The 15707-nt window shown below is 70.1% G+C and carries 14 protein-coding genes; 10 read left to right on the top strand and 4 right to left on the bottom strand.

Features of this window, described 5'->3' with window-relative positions; translation table 11 throughout:
* Positions 1-36: 36 nt before the first annotated feature.
* From G6N37_RS21255 to G6N37_RS21265, 3 genes are read left to right on the top strand one after another with little or no spacing between them, the layout of a single operon-like run.
* On the top strand, positions 37-786 hold the full coding sequence (locus tag G6N37_RS21255; RefSeq protein ID WP_163683394.1) for a DUF2786 domain-containing protein: 750 nt from the start codon (positions 37-39) through the stop codon (positions 784-786).
* Positions 783-1295: a TIGR04338 family metallohydrolase gene (locus G6N37_RS21260; protein ID WP_163683395.1), complete on the top strand. Its 513-nt coding sequence runs from the start codon at positions 783-785 to the stop codon at positions 1293-1295. Before G6N37_RS21255 ends, G6N37_RS21260 begins: the two co-directional genes overlap by 4 nt.
* Positions 1292-3409: a glycoside hydrolase family 3 protein gene (locus tag G6N37_RS21265; RefSeq protein WP_174813864.1), complete on the top strand. Its 2118-nt coding sequence runs from the start codon at positions 1292-1294 to the stop codon at positions 3407-3409. Before G6N37_RS21260 ends, G6N37_RS21265 begins: the two co-directional genes overlap by 4 nt.
* Before the next feature lie 144 nt (positions 3410-3553).
* Here G6N37_RS21265 and mymT read toward each other — a convergent pair whose 3' ends face one another.
* On the bottom strand, positions 3554-3700 hold the full coding sequence (gene mymT, locus G6N37_RS21270; RefSeq protein WP_073877879.1) for a copper-binding metallothionein MymT: 147 nt from the start codon (positions 3698-3700) through the stop codon (positions 3554-3556).
* Positions 3701-3856: 156 nt separating this feature from the next.
* On the opposite strand from mymT, the gene G6N37_RS21275 reads away from it, so the two are divergent.
* Positions 3857-4513 (top strand): O-methyltransferase, encoded by a 657-nt coding sequence (locus tag G6N37_RS21275; protein ID WP_163683396.1) that lies wholly within the window; start codon positions 3857-3859, stop codon positions 4511-4513.
* A gap of 6 nt (positions 4514-4519) precedes the next feature.
* On the opposite strand, the gene G6N37_RS21280 is transcribed toward G6N37_RS21275, so the two are convergent.
* Complete coding sequence (locus G6N37_RS21280) at positions 4520-5503, bottom strand: NAD(P)H-dependent flavin oxidoreductase (RefSeq protein ID WP_163683397.1); 984 nt, start codon at positions 5501-5503, stop codon at positions 4520-4522.
* 173 nt (positions 5504-5676) lie between these two features.
* On the opposite strand from G6N37_RS21280, the gene G6N37_RS21285 reads away from it, so the two are divergent.
* On the top strand, positions 5677-6117 hold the full coding sequence (locus G6N37_RS21285; RefSeq protein WP_163683398.1) for an SPW repeat protein: 441 nt from the start codon (positions 5677-5679) through the stop codon (positions 6115-6117).
* A 35-nt stretch (positions 6118-6152) separates the two neighbouring features.
* Here the strand turns inward: G6N37_RS21285 and ilvD are convergent, their stop codons facing one another.
* Positions 6153-7868 carry a dihydroxy-acid dehydratase gene (gene ilvD, locus G6N37_RS21290; protein WP_163683399.1) on the bottom strand — a complete coding sequence of 572 codons (1716 nt, stop codon included), beginning with the start codon at positions 7866-7868 and terminating at the stop codon, positions 6153-6155.
* 127 nt (positions 7869-7995) lie between these two features.
* On the opposite strand from ilvD, the gene ricR reads away from it, so the two are divergent.
* The 5 genes from ricR (at position 7996) to G6N37_RS21315 (ending at position 13720) form a co-directional block, all read left to right on the top strand.
* Positions 7996-8286: a copper-sensing transcriptional repressor RicR gene (ricR, locus tag G6N37_RS21295; protein ID WP_007167284.1), complete on the top strand. Its 291-nt coding sequence runs from the start codon at positions 7996-7998 to the stop codon at positions 8284-8286.
* A 134-nt stretch (positions 8287-8420) separates the two neighbouring features.
* A complete protein-coding gene (locus G6N37_RS21300; RefSeq protein WP_163683400.1) occupies positions 8421-9653 on the top strand; it encodes an MFS transporter in 1233 nt (410 codons plus the stop codon).
* Positions 9654-9771: 118 nt separating this feature from the next.
* On the top strand, positions 9772-10782 hold the full coding sequence (locus G6N37_RS21305) for a L,D-transpeptidase (RefSeq protein WP_163685348.1): 1011 nt from the start codon (positions 9772-9774) through the stop codon (positions 10780-10782).
* 113 nt (positions 10783-10895) lie between these two features.
* Complete coding sequence (locus G6N37_RS21310; protein WP_163683401.1) at positions 10896-11483, top strand: TetR/AcrR family transcriptional regulator; 588 nt, start codon at positions 10896-10898, stop codon at positions 11481-11483.
* Complete coding sequence (locus tag G6N37_RS21315) at positions 11480-13720, top strand: molybdopterin-dependent oxidoreductase (RefSeq protein ID WP_163683402.1); 2241 nt, start codon at positions 11480-11482, stop codon at positions 13718-13720. The genes G6N37_RS21310 and G6N37_RS21315 overlap by 4 nt, the downstream gene beginning before the upstream one ends.
* On the opposite strand, the gene G6N37_RS21320 is transcribed toward G6N37_RS21315, so the two are convergent.
* Positions 13704-15689, bottom strand: coding sequence for a M13 family metallopeptidase (locus G6N37_RS21320; protein ID WP_163683403.1), 1986 nt, complete (start codon positions 15687-15689; stop codon positions 13704-13706). The genes G6N37_RS21315 and G6N37_RS21320 overlap by 17 nt on opposite strands.
* Positions 15690-15707 lie beyond the last annotated feature (18 nt).

Consider the following 15707-nt stretch of genomic DNA (forward strand, 5'->3'; position numbering starts at 1 on the left):
CGGAAAGTGTCGTATCGCTTGAGTAGTTTGGCGAATATGACTGACGACAAAATGCTGGCCCGCATCGCCGCACTGTTGCGTCAGGCCGAAGGCACCGACAACACGCACGAGGCGGACGCCTTCATGAGCGCCGCGCAGCGGTTGGCGACGGCGTCCTCCATCGACCTGGCGGTGGCGCGGTCCCACGCGGCCAGCCGCTCGCCGGCGCAGGCCCCGACCCAGCGCACCATCACTATCGGGAACGCGGGCACCAAGGGCCTGCGCACGTACGTGCAGCTGTTCGTGTTGATCGCCCTGGCCAACGACGTGCGCTGCGATGTGGCGTCGAATTCGACGTTCGTGTACGCCTACGGGTTCGCCGAGGACATCGACGCCACCCACGCGCTCTACGCCGGCCTGGTGGTCCAGATGGTGCGGGCCTCGGACGCGTACCTGGCATCGGGTGCGCACCGGCCGACGCCGACCATCACCGCGCGGCTGAATTTCCAGCTGGCGTTCGGGGCGCGCGTGGGCCAACGCCTGGCGGAAGCCCGCGACGAGGCCCGGCGTGAGGCCACCAAGGACCGCCGCCGCCCACCGGGCACCGCTATCGCGCTGCGGGACAAGGACGTCGAGCTGCACGACTATTACCGCAGCGCCTCCAATGCGCGCGGCACCTATCAGGTCAGCCGGGCGACGGCCGGCTATTCTTCGGCCGCGCGGCGCGCCGGCGACCGGGCCGGGCGGCGGGCGCGGCTGGGAAACAGTCCCGAACTGCCCGGCGCGCGCACCCCGCTGGGCCGGTGAGCCCGGGACCGTCCGCCAAGCGGGACTCCCAGCGAGCCAGGGTTTACGCGGCCGAGGAGTTCGTCCGGACGCTGTTCGACCGCGCCGCAGAGCACGGGTCGCCCACCGTGGACTTCTTCGGTGCGCAGCTCACGCTGCCGCCGGAGGGACGATTCGGCTCGGTTGCCAGCGCGCAGCGCTATGTTGACGAGGTGCTTGCGTTGCCGGCGGTGCGCCGGCGTTGGCCCTGCGCCCCGCCGCTGCGCTTGCGGCCGCGACGGGCCGCGACCGCGGCCCACTACGAATATCGCGACGGCGCGGGCGTTATCGCGGTCCCCGACCGCGACACCGCCGACTGGGCGCTGCGCGAGCTGGTGGTGCTCCACGAGGTCGCGCACCACCTGTGCCAGGCCGAGCCGCCGCACGGCCCCGATTTCGTCGCGACGTTCTGTGAGTTGGCCGAGCTGGTGATGGGTCCCGAACTCGGGCACGTGCTGCGCGTCGTGTACGCCAAAGAGGGTGTGCGGTGAATGATCCCGATGCCCGCGCGCGCGAGGTCGAGGCCCAGCTGACCGACGACGAGCGGTTCGCGCTGCTGGTCGGGGTGATGGGCGCCGGCGAGATGTGGCCGGTGCGGGACGAGCGCATTCCGCCCGGCGTCCCGATGAGCGCCGGCTACGTCCCCGGGGTTCCGCGGCTCGGCGTCCCGGCGTTGCTGATGAGCGACGCCGGCCTCGGCGTGACCAACCCCGGCTACCGCCCGGGCGACACGGCCACCGCGCTGCCCGCCGGGCTCGCCCTGGCCGCCGGCTTCGACCCGTCCCTGGCCCGTGCCGCGGGCGAGGTGATCGGCCGGGAGGCCCGCAGCCGCGGGTTCAACGTGCAGCTTGCCGGAGCCATGAACCTCGCGCGCGACCCCCGCAACGGGCGCAACTTCGAATATGTTTCCGAGGACCCGCTTTTGACGGCGACGATCGCCGCGGAGTCGGTCGAGGGCATCCAGCAACAGCGCGTCATCTCGACGGTCAAGCACTACTCGCTGAACTGCAACGAGACGAATCGACACTTCCTGGACGCGGTCATCGATCCCGACGCGCATCGCGAATCCGACCTGCTGGCCTTTGAGATCGCCATCGAGCGCGCGCGGCCCGGTGCGGTGATGACCGCCTACAACAAGGTCAACGGGACCTACGCCGCCGCCAACGACGTCCTGATCAACCGGGTGCTGAAAGGGGCCTGGGGATATCGGGGCTGGGTCATGTCCGACTGGGGGGCGACACCGTCCTGGGAGTGCGCGCTGGGCGGGCTGGACCAAGAGTGCGGGGCGCAGATCGACGCGCTGCTGTGGCAGTCGGAGACATTCGGTGAGCCGCTGCGGGCAGCCCACGCCGAGGGCAGGCTGACCGGCGAGCGCCTCTCCGACATGGTCCGGCGGATCTTGCGATCGGTGTTCGCGGTCGGCATCGACCGGGCCGACGCCGCGCCCGCACCGGACCTGGCCGCGCACAACGAGATCGCGCTGCGGATCGCCCGGCAGGGGATCGTGCTGTTGACCAACCGCGGGCTGCTGCCGCTGGCGCCGCACTCGACCGCCCGCATCGCCGTCATCGGCGGACATGCGCACGTCGGAGTGGCGGCAGGCTACGGATCGAGCGCCGTCGTCCCGCCGGGCGGCTATGCGGCCGTCATACCGATCGGCGGCTCGGGGCTGGAGGCCGGCCTGCGCAAGCTGCATCTGCTTCCCTCGAGCCCACTGGACGAGCTGCGCAAGCAATTCCCCGGCGCCCAAATCGAATTCGATCCCGGCATCAACCCCGCCGAGGCGGTGCTCGCGGCGCGTCGCGCCGACGTCGCGATCGTGTTCGCCGTCCGCGCCGAAGGGGAGGGGTTCGACATCCCCGACCTGACCCTGCCATGGGGCCAGGACGCGTTGATCAGCGCCGTGGCCGGCGCCAACCCCAACACCGTCGTGGTGCTCGAAACCGGAAATCCGGTGAGCATGCCCTGGCTCGACTCGGTGCGGGCCGTTGTGCAGGCCTGGTATCCGGGGCAGGCCGGCGGCCGCGCGATCGCGGAAATCCTTGCCGGCCACATCAATCCGTCGGGCCGGTTGCCCGTCACGTTCCCGGTCGACCTGGGCCAGACACCGCGCCCTGAGCTGCCCGGCCTCGGCGCCGCATGGGGGGAGCCGAGCACCATCGACTATGCCGAGGGATCCGATGTCGGCTACCGCTGGTTCGCCGCGACCGGCGCGGCTCCGCTGTTCGCCTTCGGACATGGCTTGTCCTACAGCGACTTCGAGTATCGCGACCTGGAAGTCACCGGCGGAGACACCGTCGCCGCCAGCTTCAGCGTCGTCAACATCGGCGACCGCGCCGGGGCCGACGTCCCACAGCTGTACCTGACCGCGGCCCCGGGCGGCGAGTGCCTGCGCTTGCTGGGATTCGAGCGGGTCGAGCTCGAGCCGGGCGCCACCCGCCGCGTGACCATCGAAGCGGATCCGCGCCTGCTCGCGCGCTACGACGGCAGCGTGGGAAGCTGGCGCATCGCCGCGGGCGATCACCGGGTGGCGGTGAGCGCGTCGGCGGTCACGCCGCGGCTGGCGGCGACGGTAGAGCTCGCCGGTCGTACGTTCGGGCGCTGATCGGCTGCCGCATCGAGCGTGCGTTCACGGACTCGGCTGTGCACTCAGGGTAGGGTTCCCCGGCGTGTCGCCGCCATGGACGCACACTCGACGCGGGCCTCGGCGCGGAAAGGATCCGGCCCGAACGGACGACCGGCGCGCGGACTACTTGACCGGGGTCAGCTCGTCGCCGCAGGTGCAGCGGTACGGTTCGCCCGACCCGGAGCAGTGGCAGGGGACCTCGATGCGAACGCGACACCCGCAGCCCTCGTGGCCACAGGTCAGTTCGGTGCCTGCTTCGTAATTCGCCATTTCCTCACCCATTTCTTTGTCGTGAACTCTTGCGGCTGTAATCGACCACGTCGTCACTATATACCCCCCATGGGTATCCGGTAAACGGTCGTGACCCCACTGATATCGACCGGACCGTCGCCGCCCGGGCCCGCCGCCGCGGCTAGCGTTGACGGCATGACCCGGAAACCAACCCCACAAGACGTCGACGACTTTCTGAACGACACCGTGGTCGGCGACGACCCGGCCCTCCGCGCGGCGCTGCAGGCCAGCGACGCCGCCGGGCTGCCGCAGATCGCCGTGTCGGCCCAGCAGGGCAAGTTTCTGAGCCTGCTCGCCGGCGCCATCCAGGCCCAGCGCGTCCTCGAAATCGGCACGCTGGGCGGCTTCAGCACCATCTGGCTCGCGCGCGGCGCCGGACCGCAGGGCCGGGTGGTGACGCTGGAATACGAGCCCAGGCACGCCGAGGTCGCACGGGCCAACCTGGAACGGGCGGGCGTCGCCGACCGGGTGGAAGTGATCGTCGGCGCCGCGCTCGACACGTTGCCCACCGTGGACGGCGGCCCCTTCGACCTGGTGTTCATCGACGCCGACAAAGAGAACTACGTCGAATACCTGCGGTGGGCGGTCCGGCTGGCCCGCCCCGGCGCACTCATCTTGGCGGACAACGTGATTCGGGAAGGGCAGATCATCGAGCCGCAGCGCAACGCCCAGGCGGAGGCGGTGCGCCAGACGTTGCAGCTGATGGGCGAGCACCCACGGCTGGACACGGCCGTGATCCAAACGGTCGGTGCCAAGCGCTGGGACGGCTTCGCGCTCGCGGTGGTGCGCTAGCGTCCGTCAGCCGGGACTGAGGTCGGCGACCGCCTGCGCGGCTGAGGTGAGTTCGCCGATGCGAAGCGCTGTTTCACCGGCATACAGCGCCGCGCGGTCGACCCACGCATCGGGCATCGTGGCGAGCGGCGCCAGCGGCGTGAGCAGTGGACGGGCCGGCGACTGCAGGCACATCAATGCCCCGGCGTCGAAGTAGCCCAGCGCGGTCAGGGGGCGGCTCGCCGCGTTGATGGCCGCCGGCAGGGCCTTGGCCCAGCCGTCGTCGCGGCACCAGCGCCGCGTCGCGGCGTTGGGCACGACGCGATGACGCAGCGGCCAGCTGAGGCCGAACAGGTTGGTCTCGATCGTCTTGTCCGCGTTGGCCACCCGCCGCTGGTACTCCCGGTTGGCGTTGGCTTCGTGCGTCATCAGGAAGCGCGTTCCCGCGACGACGCCGCTGGCGCCCGCCGCCAAGGCGGCGCGGGTGTCCTCGCCGGCGGCGATCCCGCCGGCGAGGAACACCGGGCGGCGGCCCGCCGCCGCCAGCGCCTGCGGCAGGAACCGCAGCGCCGGCATGGTCCCGACGAGGTGGCCCCCCGCCTCGCGTCCCTGAGCGATCAAACCGTCAGCGCCCCAACCGATAGCGGCGTTCGCCTGCGCCGCGGTGCCGACCATCACGAACACGAAGACGCCGGCGTCGCGCAGGTGCTGGACAAGTCCCCGCTTTTCACCGAAGGCCAGCACGACCACGTCGACGCCGGCGGAGACGCAGACCGCGACGTGCGCGCGATGAACGAAGGGCATCAACAGGTTCACCGCGACCGCGCGCCCCGGCGCCCGCTCGCGCATCTCGGCGATGGACGCGCGCAGCTGACGGGGAGTGGCCAGGCCCAGGGTGCCCAGGCCGCCCGCTTCGGCGACCGCCGCCGCCAGCGCCGCACCCGCGAGGCCGCCCCCCATGCCGGCCTGGGCCACCGGAACGTCCAGGCGCAGGCGGTCCGCGATGTCCATTCTCACGACGCTACGCGGCAGGTCAATCCCGGCCCGGCGACCCGTCCGGAGCCCCGTGATTTCGTTGCTGGGACTCGGCGGGCAAGCGTAATCTTGATGGCAGATGGATGGGTGCAGACGGCCCACAGTGCTTGCTACACAACGGGCTTGCTGCATAACAGAAAGGTCACGAAATGAGTACAGTCCATTCATCAATCGATCACCACCCGGATTTGCTGGCTCTGCGCGCGGGCTATGACCGCGCCGCCGAGTCGATGAGCGCGCACGTCACCTTCGGGCTGGCGCTGCTGACCGGCCTGTACGTGGCCGCGTCACCGTGGTTGGTGGGATTCGGCGCGACGGCGTCGCTTGCCACGTCCGACCTGATCGCCGGCATCGCGGCGGCGTTCCTGGCGTACGGGTTCGCGACGGCGCTCGACCGCGCACACGGCTTGACCTGGACGATGCCGGTCCTCGGCGGGTGGGCCATCGTCTCGCCGTGGGTCCTGCCGGGCTTCGCGCTCACCGCCGGCATGATGTGGTCGAATGTCGTCGCAGGTGCGCTGCTGACGGTGCTGGGCCTCAACGCCACGTACTTCGGCAGGCGCACCCGCGCGGCGGCCGCCCACGCCTAGTCTCCGAATCCGCCTGAGCCAGGCGGCGATCGGGCCTAGCCGCAGACCGCGCCGATCGCCGCCGAGCTCACCAGCTTGACGTACTTGGCCAGTACGCCGGTCTTATAGCGCGCCGGCGGAGGGGTGAAACCCTCACGGCGCGAATCGAATTCGGCGGGGTCGACCAGCACGTCGAGAACCCGGTTCGCGACGTCCAGGCGGATCGGGTCGCCGTCACGCAGGAAGGCGATCGGCCCGGCGTCGACGGCCTCGGGCGCGATGTGGCCCACGCACAGGCCGGTGGTGCCGCCGGAGAAGCGGCCGTCGGTCAGCAGCAGCACGTCCTTGCCCAGGCCGGCGCCCTTGATCGCGCCGGTGATGGCCAGCATCTCGCGCATCCCGGGTCCGCCCTTGGGCCCCTCGTAACGGATCACCACGGCGTCGCCCGTGGTGATCGTCCCGTCCTCGAGGGCGTCGAGTGCGGCCCGCTCGCCGTCGAAAACCCTTGCGGTGCCCTCGAACACGTCGGAGTCGAAACCGGCCGTCTTGACCACCGCGCCCTCGGGCGCCAGCGACCCGCGCAGGATCGTGATGCCCCCGGTCGGATGGATCGGGTTGCTCAGCGCCCGCAGCACCTTGCCGTCGGGGTCGGGCGGGTCGATCGCGGCCAGGTTCTCGGCGACGGTCTGGCCGGTCACCGTCAGGCAGTCGCCGTTCAGCAGACCCGCGTCCAGCAGTGCCTTCATCACCACCGGCACACCGCCGATGTGGTCGACGTGGGACATGACGTGGCGGCCGAACGGCTTGACGTCGGCCAGGTGCGGCACCTTCGACCCGATCCGGCTGAAGTCGTCGAGTGACAGGGCGACGTCGGCCTCGTGGGCGATCGCCAGCAGGTGCAGCACCGCGTTGGTGGAGCCGCCGAACGCCATCACCACCGCGATCGCGTTCTCGAAGGCTTCCTTGGTGAGGATGTCGCGGGCGGTGATGCCGCGCCGCAGGAGCTCGACGACCGCCTGGCCGCTGCGGCGGGCGAACCCGTCGCGGCGGCGATCGGTGGCAGGCGGCGCCGCGCTGCCCGGCATCGACATGCCCAGCGCCTCGGCGGAACAGGCCATGGTGTTGGCGGTGTACATGCCGCCGCAGGCGCCCTCGCCCGGGCAGATCGCGCGCTCGATGGCGTCGACGTCCTCGCGGGGCATCAAGCCGCGGGCGCACGCGCCCACCGCCTCGAACGCGTCGATGATGGTGACCTCGCGTTCGCTGCCGTCGGACAGCTTGGCCACCCCCGGCAGGATGGAGCCCGCGTAGAGGAACACCGCCGCCAGGTCCAGCCGCGCGGCGGCCATCAGCATTCCGGGCAGGGACTTGTCGCAGCCGGCCAGCAGCACCGAGCCGTCGAGGCGCTCGGCCTGCATGACGGTCTCCACGCTGTCGGCGATCAGTTCGCGTGACGGTAGCGAGAAGTGCATGCCCTCGTGGCCCATCGAGATGCCGTCGGACACCGAGATCGTCCCGAACTCGAGCGGGTATCCGCCCGCCGCGAAGACGCCTTCCTTGACCGCCGTGGCGAGCCGGTCCAGCGACAGGTTGCACGGCGTGATCTCGTTCCACGACGACGCCACCCCGATCTGCGGCTTGGCGAAGTCCTCGTCGCCCATGCCGACCGCCCGCAGCATGCCGCGCGCGGCGGCCTTCTCCAGGCCGTCGGTTACGTCCCGGCTGCGGGGTTTGATGTCGGTGAGTCGGGTCGCATCGGGTGTGGTGGCCATCCTGCAAGTATGCGTGAACTGGCCGGACGGCAAATGTGCGGGTCATACCCTGGCGGGGTATAAAGTGGATTCGGGACGCCGGCCCGGCCACGCGTGGCGGGCGCGTATGGGCAGAGGTGAAGGACGGATGACGAACGCGCACGGATATTCGCAGCAGAAGGACAACTACGCCAAGCGGCTGCGGCGCATCGAGGGCCAGGTGCGCGGCATCGCGCGGATGATCGAGGAAGACAAGTACTGCATCGACGTCCTCACCCAGATCAGCGCCGTCAACAGCGCGCTGCGTTCGGTCGCGCTGAATTTGCTCGACGAACACCTGAACCACTGCGTCACCCGGGCCGTGGCCGAGGGCGGCGACGACGCGGATCAGAAGCTCGCCGAGGCCTCTGCGGCCATCGCGCGCCTCGTTCGTTCCTGATCGGTGACCGAGTTGAGACCCGGCTTGCGGCCCTGATAAGGGGGGAGCCGTAGTTGCGGTCCGTACGGTAAGGCAGTGTGATCGCATTAGGCGCGACAACCCAAGAACTGGGTAGCCCGGCCGATACCGACGCCATGACTGCCGAAACCAATGCTGCCGCGCGAACGTGGACCCCGCGGATCGCGGCTCAGCTCGTTGTGCTGGCCGCCGCGGCGTTCATCTATGTCACGGCCGAGATCCTGCCCGTCGGCGCCCTGCCGTCCATCGCGCGCAACCTGCACGTCAGCCTGGTGCTGGTGGGCACGCTGCTGTCGTGGTACGCGCTGGTGGCGGCCCTGACCACGATTCCACTGGTGCGCTGGACCGCGCATCTGCCGCGCCGGCGGGTGCTGGTGGCCAGCCTCACCTGCCTGACCGTCTCGCAGCTGATCTCCGCCCTGGCGCCCACCTTCGGGGTACTGGCCGCCGGCCGGGTGCTGTGCGCGATCACCCACGGCCTGCTGTGGTCGGTGATCGCCCCGATCGCGACCCGGCTGGTGCCGCCGAGCCACGCCGGCCGCGCGACGATGTCGATCTACGTCGGAACCAGCCTGGCGCTGGTCGTCGGGAGCCCGCTGACCGCGGCGATGAGTCTGATGTGGGGCTGGCGGCTGGCGGTGGTGTGCGTGACCGTGGCGGCCGCCATCGTCACGGTCGCCGCCCGGGTGATGTTGCCGGAGATGGTGCTCAGCGAGGACCAGCTCAAGTGCGTGGGCCCGCGGTCGCGCCACCACCGCAACCGCCGGCTGATCATCGTCAGCGTCATCACCATGATCGGCGTGACCGGGCACTTCGTCTCCTACACCTACATCGTGGAGATCATCCGCGAGGTCGTCGGCGTCCGCGGGCCGAACCTGGCGTGGGTGCTGGCGGCCTACGGCGCCGCGGGAGTGCTGGCCGTCGGCCTGGTGGCGCGGCCGCTCGACCGCAGGCCCAAGGGCGCCATCATCGGTTGCATGGCCGGTCTGACGTCGGCGTTCGTCGTGCTGACCGCGCTGGCGCTGGGCGGCCGGCCGGCCGCGGCGGCGGCGCTGATCGGGACGGCCGCGATCGTGCTCTGGGGGGCCATGGCCACCGCCGTGTCGCCGATGATGCAGTCGGCGGCGATGCGCAGCGGGGCCGACGACCCCGACGGCGCGTCGGGGCTGTACGTGACGGCGTTTCAGGTGGGCATCATGGCGGGCGCGCTGGCGGGCGGCCTGCTGTACGAACGCAGCGTGGTGTTCATGCTGGCCGCGTCGGGCGGTTTGATGGCGTTGGCGCTGGTCGGCACGGCGGCGAACCGTCATGCGTTCGACGTTGCGCCGACAAGCTCACGCGATTCATAGCTGGGCAGCTCAACGGCGCAAATGCGCGCGCGACGGACCGTGGTGTGATGACGAATTTGTTAGCTGGCATGCGCCCTATGCCACACTGTGTCAGGTACTCGAGTGTGGAGGGATGCATATGTCGGGCTGGACCCGAGGGCGGTTTTCGGCCGCGCTGAACGCAGCCGGATTGGCTTCTGTCATGGCCTTGGCGCTGGTGTTGAGCGCGGCACCGGCGCTGGCGGATCCGGACCCGGCCCCTGGCGACCCGGGTGTCGTGGCGGCGCCGCCCGGCCCGCCCGCGCCGCCGCCCGACCCGTTCGCGCCGCCCCCTCCGCCCGCCCAGCCGGCGCCACCGCCGCTACCGTGGATGCCCCCGGCGGCGCAACCGGCCGCGGCCTCGGCCGATGGGCAGAACCCCACCCCGTTCACCGGGACGGCGCCGTTCGGGCCGCCGTCGTTCGTCCCCAAGGGCGGCTCGACCGTGGGCGTCGGCCAGCCGATCATCATCAACTTCCCCGGAACGGTCGAGAACGCCGACGCGGCGATCGCCGCCGTGCACGTCTCGTCGGTCCCGCCGGTCCCGGGCAAGTTCTACTGGATGACCCCGACCCAGCTGCGCTGGCGCCCGATCAATTTCTGGCCCGCGCACACCGCGGTGACCGTCGACGCCGGCGGCACGGTGTCCACCTTTCAGACCGGTGACACGCTGATCGCCACGGCCGACGACGCGACTCATCAGCTGACCATCACGCGCAACGGCACCGTGGAGAAGACCTTCCCGATGTCGATGGGCATGACGTCGGGCAACCACCAAACCCCCAACGGCACCTATTACGTGCAGGACAAGAAGGCGTCGGTGGTGATGGACTCCTCGACTTACGGGGTGCCGGTCAACTCGACCTACGGCTACAAGGTGACGGTGGAGGACGCGGTCCGCTTCGATAACGTCGGCGACTACGTGCACAGCGCGCCGTGGTCGGTGGACGACCAGGGCAAGCGCGACGTGAGCCACGGCTGCATCAACATCAGCCCCACCAACGCCAGGTGGTTCTTCGACAACTTCGGTCCGGGTGACCCGATCGTCGTGAAGAACTCCAGCGGTGGCTCGTACAAGAAGAACGATGGCTCCGCCGACTGGATGAACTAGCCTCCGGCGCCGAGCAGTTCCCCGCCCGCAGGGGGACTGCTCGCCCGAGGGCTTTCGCATGCCCGGCAATTATGTATAGCATCATACATAAGCTGACGGCCTGAGGAGCGGCGATGCGCAGTCCACGCGAGCGGATGGTGATCTCCGCCGCGCTGTTGATCAGGGAGCGGGGCGCGCACGCCACCGCGATCTCCGACGTCCTGGAACACAGCGGCGCACCGCGCGGATCGGCCTATCACTACTTCCCGGGCGGGCGCACCCAATTGTTGTGCGAGGCGGTCGAATACGCCGGCGAGCACGTCGCCGCGATCATCGCCGAGGCCGGAAGCGGGGCCCAGCTGATGGACACCTTGATCGACAAGTACCGACAACAGTTGCTCGACACCGACTTCCGCGCGGGCTGTCCCGTCGTGGCGGTGTCGGTGGAGGCCGGCGAGGACGCGGGCGAGCGCATGGCCCCGGTCGTCGAGCGCGCGGCGGCGGTGTTCGACCGCTGGACCGACCTGATCGCGCAGCGCTTCATCGCCGACGGAATTCCGCGCGAGCGCGCCGCCGACCTGGCGGTGCTGGCCACCACCGCACTCGAGGGCGCGATCGTGCTGGCCCGGGTGCGCCGCGACCTCGCCCCCCTCGACGTCGTCCACCGGCAGCTACGCGAACTGCTGTCGGCCGAGGCGACCAGAAAGGACGTCCCGCAATGACCGGTGAATGGAAGTCCACGGCATGCATCCTCTGCGAATGCAACTGCGGCATCGTCGTCCAGGTCGAAGATCGCCGGCTGGCGCGCATCCGGGGTGACAAGGCGCATCCGGCATCCAAGGGCTATACCTGCAACAAGGCCCTGCGGCTGGACCACTATCAGAACAGCGGCGCCCGGTTGACCTCCCCGCTGCGCCGCCGCGCCGACGGCAGCTTCGAGGAGATCGACTGGGACACCGCGATCGTCGAGATCGCCGAGGGGTTCAAGCGCATCCGGGACGCCTACGGCGGCGACAAGATCTTCTACTACGGCGGCGGCGGGCAGGGCAATCACCTGGGCGGGGCCTACAGCGGCGCATTCCTCAAAGCCCTGGGTTCCCGCTACCGGTCAAATGCGTTGGCGCAGGAGAAGACCGGTGAGGCCTGGATCGACGGGCAGCTCTACGGCGGCCACACGCGAGGCGAATTCGAGCACGCCGAGGTCGCGGTGTTCGTCGGGAAGAACCCGTGGATGTCGCAGAGCTTTCCCCGCGCCCGGGTGGTGCTCAACGAGATCGCCAAGGACCCGAACCGGTCGATGATCGTCATCGATCCCGTCGTCACCGACACCGCCAAGATGTCCGACTTCCATCTGCGGGTGCGGCCCGGCGCCGACGCGTGGTGCCTGGCCGCGCTGGCGGCCGTCCTCGTGCAGGAAAATCATTGTGACGAAACGTTTCTCATGGAGCACGTGCGCGGCGCCGACGCCATCCGCGCCGCGCTGCGCGACGTTCCGGTGGCCGACTACGCGCAACGGTGCGGGGTGGACGAGGAGTTGTTGCGTGCCGCGGCGCGGCGGATCGGCGCCGCGGCCAGCGTCTCGGTGTTCGAAGACCTCGGGGTGCAACAGGCGCCCAACAGCACACTCTGCTCGTACCTGAACAAGCTGCTGTGGATCCTCACCGGCAACTTCGCGAAAAAGGGTGGCCAGCATCTACATTCGTCGTTCGGGCCGCTGTTCGGCCAGTTCTCCGGGCGCACACCGGTGACCGGCGCGCCGATCATCGCCGGGCTGGTGCCCAGCAACGTGGTGCCCGAGGAGATTCTGACCGACCACCCGGACCGCTTCCGCGCCATGATCGTCGAGAGCAGCAACCCCGCCCACTCGCTGGCCAACTCGGCCGCGTGCCGCGAGGCCTTCCAGGCGCTGGAGCTGATGGTGGTCATCGACGTCGCGATGACCGAGACCGCCCGACTCGCGCACTACGTGCTGCCGGCGGCCTCCCAGTTCGAGAAGCCGGAAGCCACGTTCTTCAACCTTGAGTTCCCGCACAACGCCTTTCAGCTGCGCCGGCCGCTGCTCGAGCCGCTGCCCGGAACCCTGCCCGAACCCGAGATCTGGGCGCGGCTGGTGCGGGCCCTGGGCGTGGTGGACGATGCGGACCTGCGGCCGCTGTCGGAGGCGGCCCGGCGCGGCCGGCAGGCCTACGCCGAGGCCTTCCTGGGCGCGACCGCAACCAACCCGACCCTGGCCAAGGTGCTGCCCTACGTCCTCTACGAGACGCTCGGGCCGACGCTGCCGGAGGGCATGCGCGGCGCGGCCGCCCTGTGGGGGCTCGCCCAGAAGGCCGCGCTGACCTATCCCGACGCCGTGCGTCGCGCCGGGCACGCCGACGGCAACGCGCTGTTCGACGCGATCCTCGACACCCCGTCCGGGGTGACGTTCACCGTCCATGACTACGAGGACGATTTCGCGCTGATCGGCCACCCCGATCGCAAGATCGCGCTGGAAATCCCGGAGATGCTCGACGAATTGGCGGCGCTGAGCGCCGGTCCGCCGCGGCTGACCACGCCCGAATTCCCGGTCGTGCTCTCGGTGGGCGAGCGCCGCGCCTACACCGCCAACGACATCTTCCGCGACCCGTCGTGGCGCAAGCGCGACGCGGACGGGGCGCTGCGCGTCAGCGTCGAGGATGCGCAGGCCCTCGGGCTGGTCGACGGATGCCGGGCCCGCGTCAGCACCGCGGCCGGCAGCGCCGAGGCGACCGTCGAGATCACCGAGACCATGATGGCCGGACACGCGGCCCTGCCCAACGGTTTCGGGCTGGACTACGTCGACGGCGACGGGCATACGGTGGTCGCCGGTGTCGCCCCGAACGCCCTCACCTCGACCGGGTGGCGCGACCCCTACGCCGGCACGCCGTGGCACAAGCATGTGCCCGCGCGCATCGAGCCGGCGCCCGTCAGTTCCAGATCTTGACCCGGTGCTGCGGGGCTAGAAACAGCGCATCGTCCTCGGCGACGTCGAACGCTTCGTAGAAGGCGTCCATGTTGCGGACGACGCCATTGCAGCGGAACTCCGGCGGGGAGTGCGGATCGGTGGCCAGCCGCCGGATGGCTTCGGCCTGACGGGATTTGGTGCGCCACACCTGGGCCCAGCCGTAGAACACCCGCTGCACGCCGGTGAGGCCGTCGATGACGGGCGCCGGCTTGCCGTTCAGCGACAGCTGGTAGGCCAGCAGGGCGATCGACAACCCGCCCAGGTCGCCGATGTTCTCGCCGACGGTGAATGCGCCGTTGACGTGGTAGCTCGCGTCCAGTCCCCGGGGCGTGTACGCGCCGTACTGCTCGATGAGTGCCTTTGTCCGGGCGTCGAATTCGGTGCGGTCGGCGTCGGTCCACCAGTCGACCAGGTTGCCGTCGCCGTCGTACTTGGCGCCCTGGTCGTCGAAGCCGTGGCCGATCTCGTGCCCGATCACCGCGCCGATCCCGCCGTAGTTGGCGGCGTCGTCGGCCCCCACGTCGAAGAACGGTGGCTGCAGAATCGCTGCGGGAAAGACGATTTCGTTCATCCCCGGGTTGTAGTAGGCGTTGACCGTCTGGGGGGTCATGAACCACTCGTCCTTGTCGACGGGGCCGCCCAGTTTGGCCATTTCCCGATCGTGGTTGACCGTGTAGCCGCGGCGGAAGTTGCCGTAGAGGTCATCGCGGTCGATCACCAGCGCGGAGTAGTCACGCCACTTCACCGGGTAGCCGACCTTGGCGACGAACTTGTCCAGCTTCGCCAGCGCGCGCTGCCGGGTCTGCGGCGTCATCCAGTCCAGCTCGTTGATGGACAGGCGGTACGCCGCCTTCAGGTTGTCCACCAGCGCGTCGATGTGGGCCTTGGCGTCCGGCGGGAAATGCCGCTGCACGTACAGCTTTCCGACGGCGTCGCCCATCAGGTTCTCCACCAGCGACACCGCCCGCTTCCAGCGGTCGCGGATCTGCTCGGCCCCGGTGAGCAGGCGGCCGTAGAAGTCGAAGTCAGCGGTGACCAGCTCGTCGGTCAGCCAGGACGCGCGGGCGCGGATCACCCGCCAACGGGCCCAATCCTTCCAGTCCGCCAGGTCACCGCCGGCCCACAGGGCGGCGAACGCGGTGAGGTAGTCGGGCTGGCGCACAATGACTTCCGCCAGGTCGTGCGGTGTGCCGCCCAGCGCGTGGGCCCAACCGGCCCAGTCGAAGCCCCTGCCCTCGGTCTGCAGATCCGCGAAGGTGCGCAGGTTGTAGCTGAGGTCGGCGTCCCGTCGCTTGACCACGTCCCAGTGCGCGGCCGCCAGCTTGCCCTCCAGCGCGACGATGCGGGCCGCGGTCTCGGCGTGCGCTTCCGGGGGTCCGCCGTACACCAGGCCGAACATCCGCGCGATGTGCCCGGGGTAGGCCGCCAGCACCTGCGCGTGCTGCTCGTCGCGGAAGTACGACTCGTCGGGCAGCCCGATGCCGGATTGGGTGAAGTGCACCAGGTAACGGGCCGAGTCCTTGGCGTCGGTGTCGATATACATCGCGACCCCGCCGCCCACCCCGGTGCGCTGCAGCGCGCCCACCACCGCCGCCAACGCGTCCGCGTCGGCGGCGGCGTCGATGGTGGCCAGCTCGTCGAGCAGGGGCTGCAGGCCGCGGCCCTCGATCGCCGCCTCGTCGAGGAAGCTGGCGTACAGATCGCCGATGCGTTGCTCGTCGCTGCCCGGCGCGGCGCCGGCCTCGCTGGCCTCGATGATCAGGTCGCGCACCTGTTCTTCGGCCTGGTCGAACAGGTGACGGAACGCGCCGTCGGTCGCCCGGTCGGGCGGTATGTCGTATTCGGCCAGCCAGCGGCCGTTGACGTGACCGAACAGATCGTCCTGGGGGCGGATGTCGGCGTCGACGTAGCTCAGGTCGATGCCGGAGCGAAAGGCCTCTACAGTCACCCCGCCATCCTTCCATCT

The sequence above is a fragment of the Mycobacterium seoulense genome, from assembly GCF_010731595.1.
Classification (GTDB): domain Bacteria; phylum Actinomycetota; class Actinomycetes; order Mycobacteriales; family Mycobacteriaceae; genus Mycobacterium; species Mycobacterium seoulense.

What these genes read in the sequence shown, in the direction of transcription:
- G6N37_RS21255 (WP_163683394.1), top strand. Translation starts at nt 37, where the DNA reads ATGACTGACGACAAAATGCTGGCCCGCATCGCCGCACTGTTGCGTCAG.
- mymT (WP_073877879.1), bottom strand. Translation starts at nt 3,700, where the DNA reads ATGGCGAATTACGAAGCAGGCACCGAACTGACCTGTGGCCACGAGGGC.
- G6N37_RS21275 (WP_163683396.1), top strand. Translation starts at nt 3,857, where the DNA reads ATGACCCGGAAACCAACCCCACAAGACGTCGACGACTTTCTGAACGAC.
- G6N37_RS21280 (WP_163683397.1), bottom strand. Translation starts at nt 5,503, where the DNA reads ATGGACATCGCGGACCGCCTGCGCCTGGACGTTCCGGTGGCCCAGGCC.
- G6N37_RS21285 (WP_163683398.1), top strand. Translation starts at nt 5,677, where the DNA reads ATGAGTACAGTCCATTCATCAATCGATCACCACCCGGATTTGCTGGCT.
- ilvD (WP_163683399.1), bottom strand. Translation starts at nt 7,868, where the DNA reads ATGGCCACCACACCCGATGCGACCCGACTCACCGACATCAAACCCCGC.
- ricR (WP_007167284.1), top strand. Translation starts at nt 7,996, where the DNA reads ATGACGAACGCGCACGGATATTCGCAGCAGAAGGACAACTACGCCAAG.
- G6N37_RS21300 (WP_163683400.1), top strand. Translation starts at nt 8,421, where the DNA reads ATGACTGCCGAAACCAATGCTGCCGCGCGAACGTGGACCCCGCGGATC.
- G6N37_RS21305 (WP_163685348.1), top strand. Translation starts at nt 9,772, where the DNA reads ATGTCGGGCTGGACCCGAGGGCGGTTTTCGGCCGCGCTGAACGCAGCC.
- G6N37_RS21310 (WP_163683401.1), top strand. Translation starts at nt 10,896, where the DNA reads ATGCGCAGTCCACGCGAGCGGATGGTGATCTCCGCCGCGCTGTTGATC.
- G6N37_RS21315 (WP_163683402.1), top strand. Translation starts at nt 11,480, where the DNA reads ATGACCGGTGAATGGAAGTCCACGGCATGCATCCTCTGCGAATGCAAC.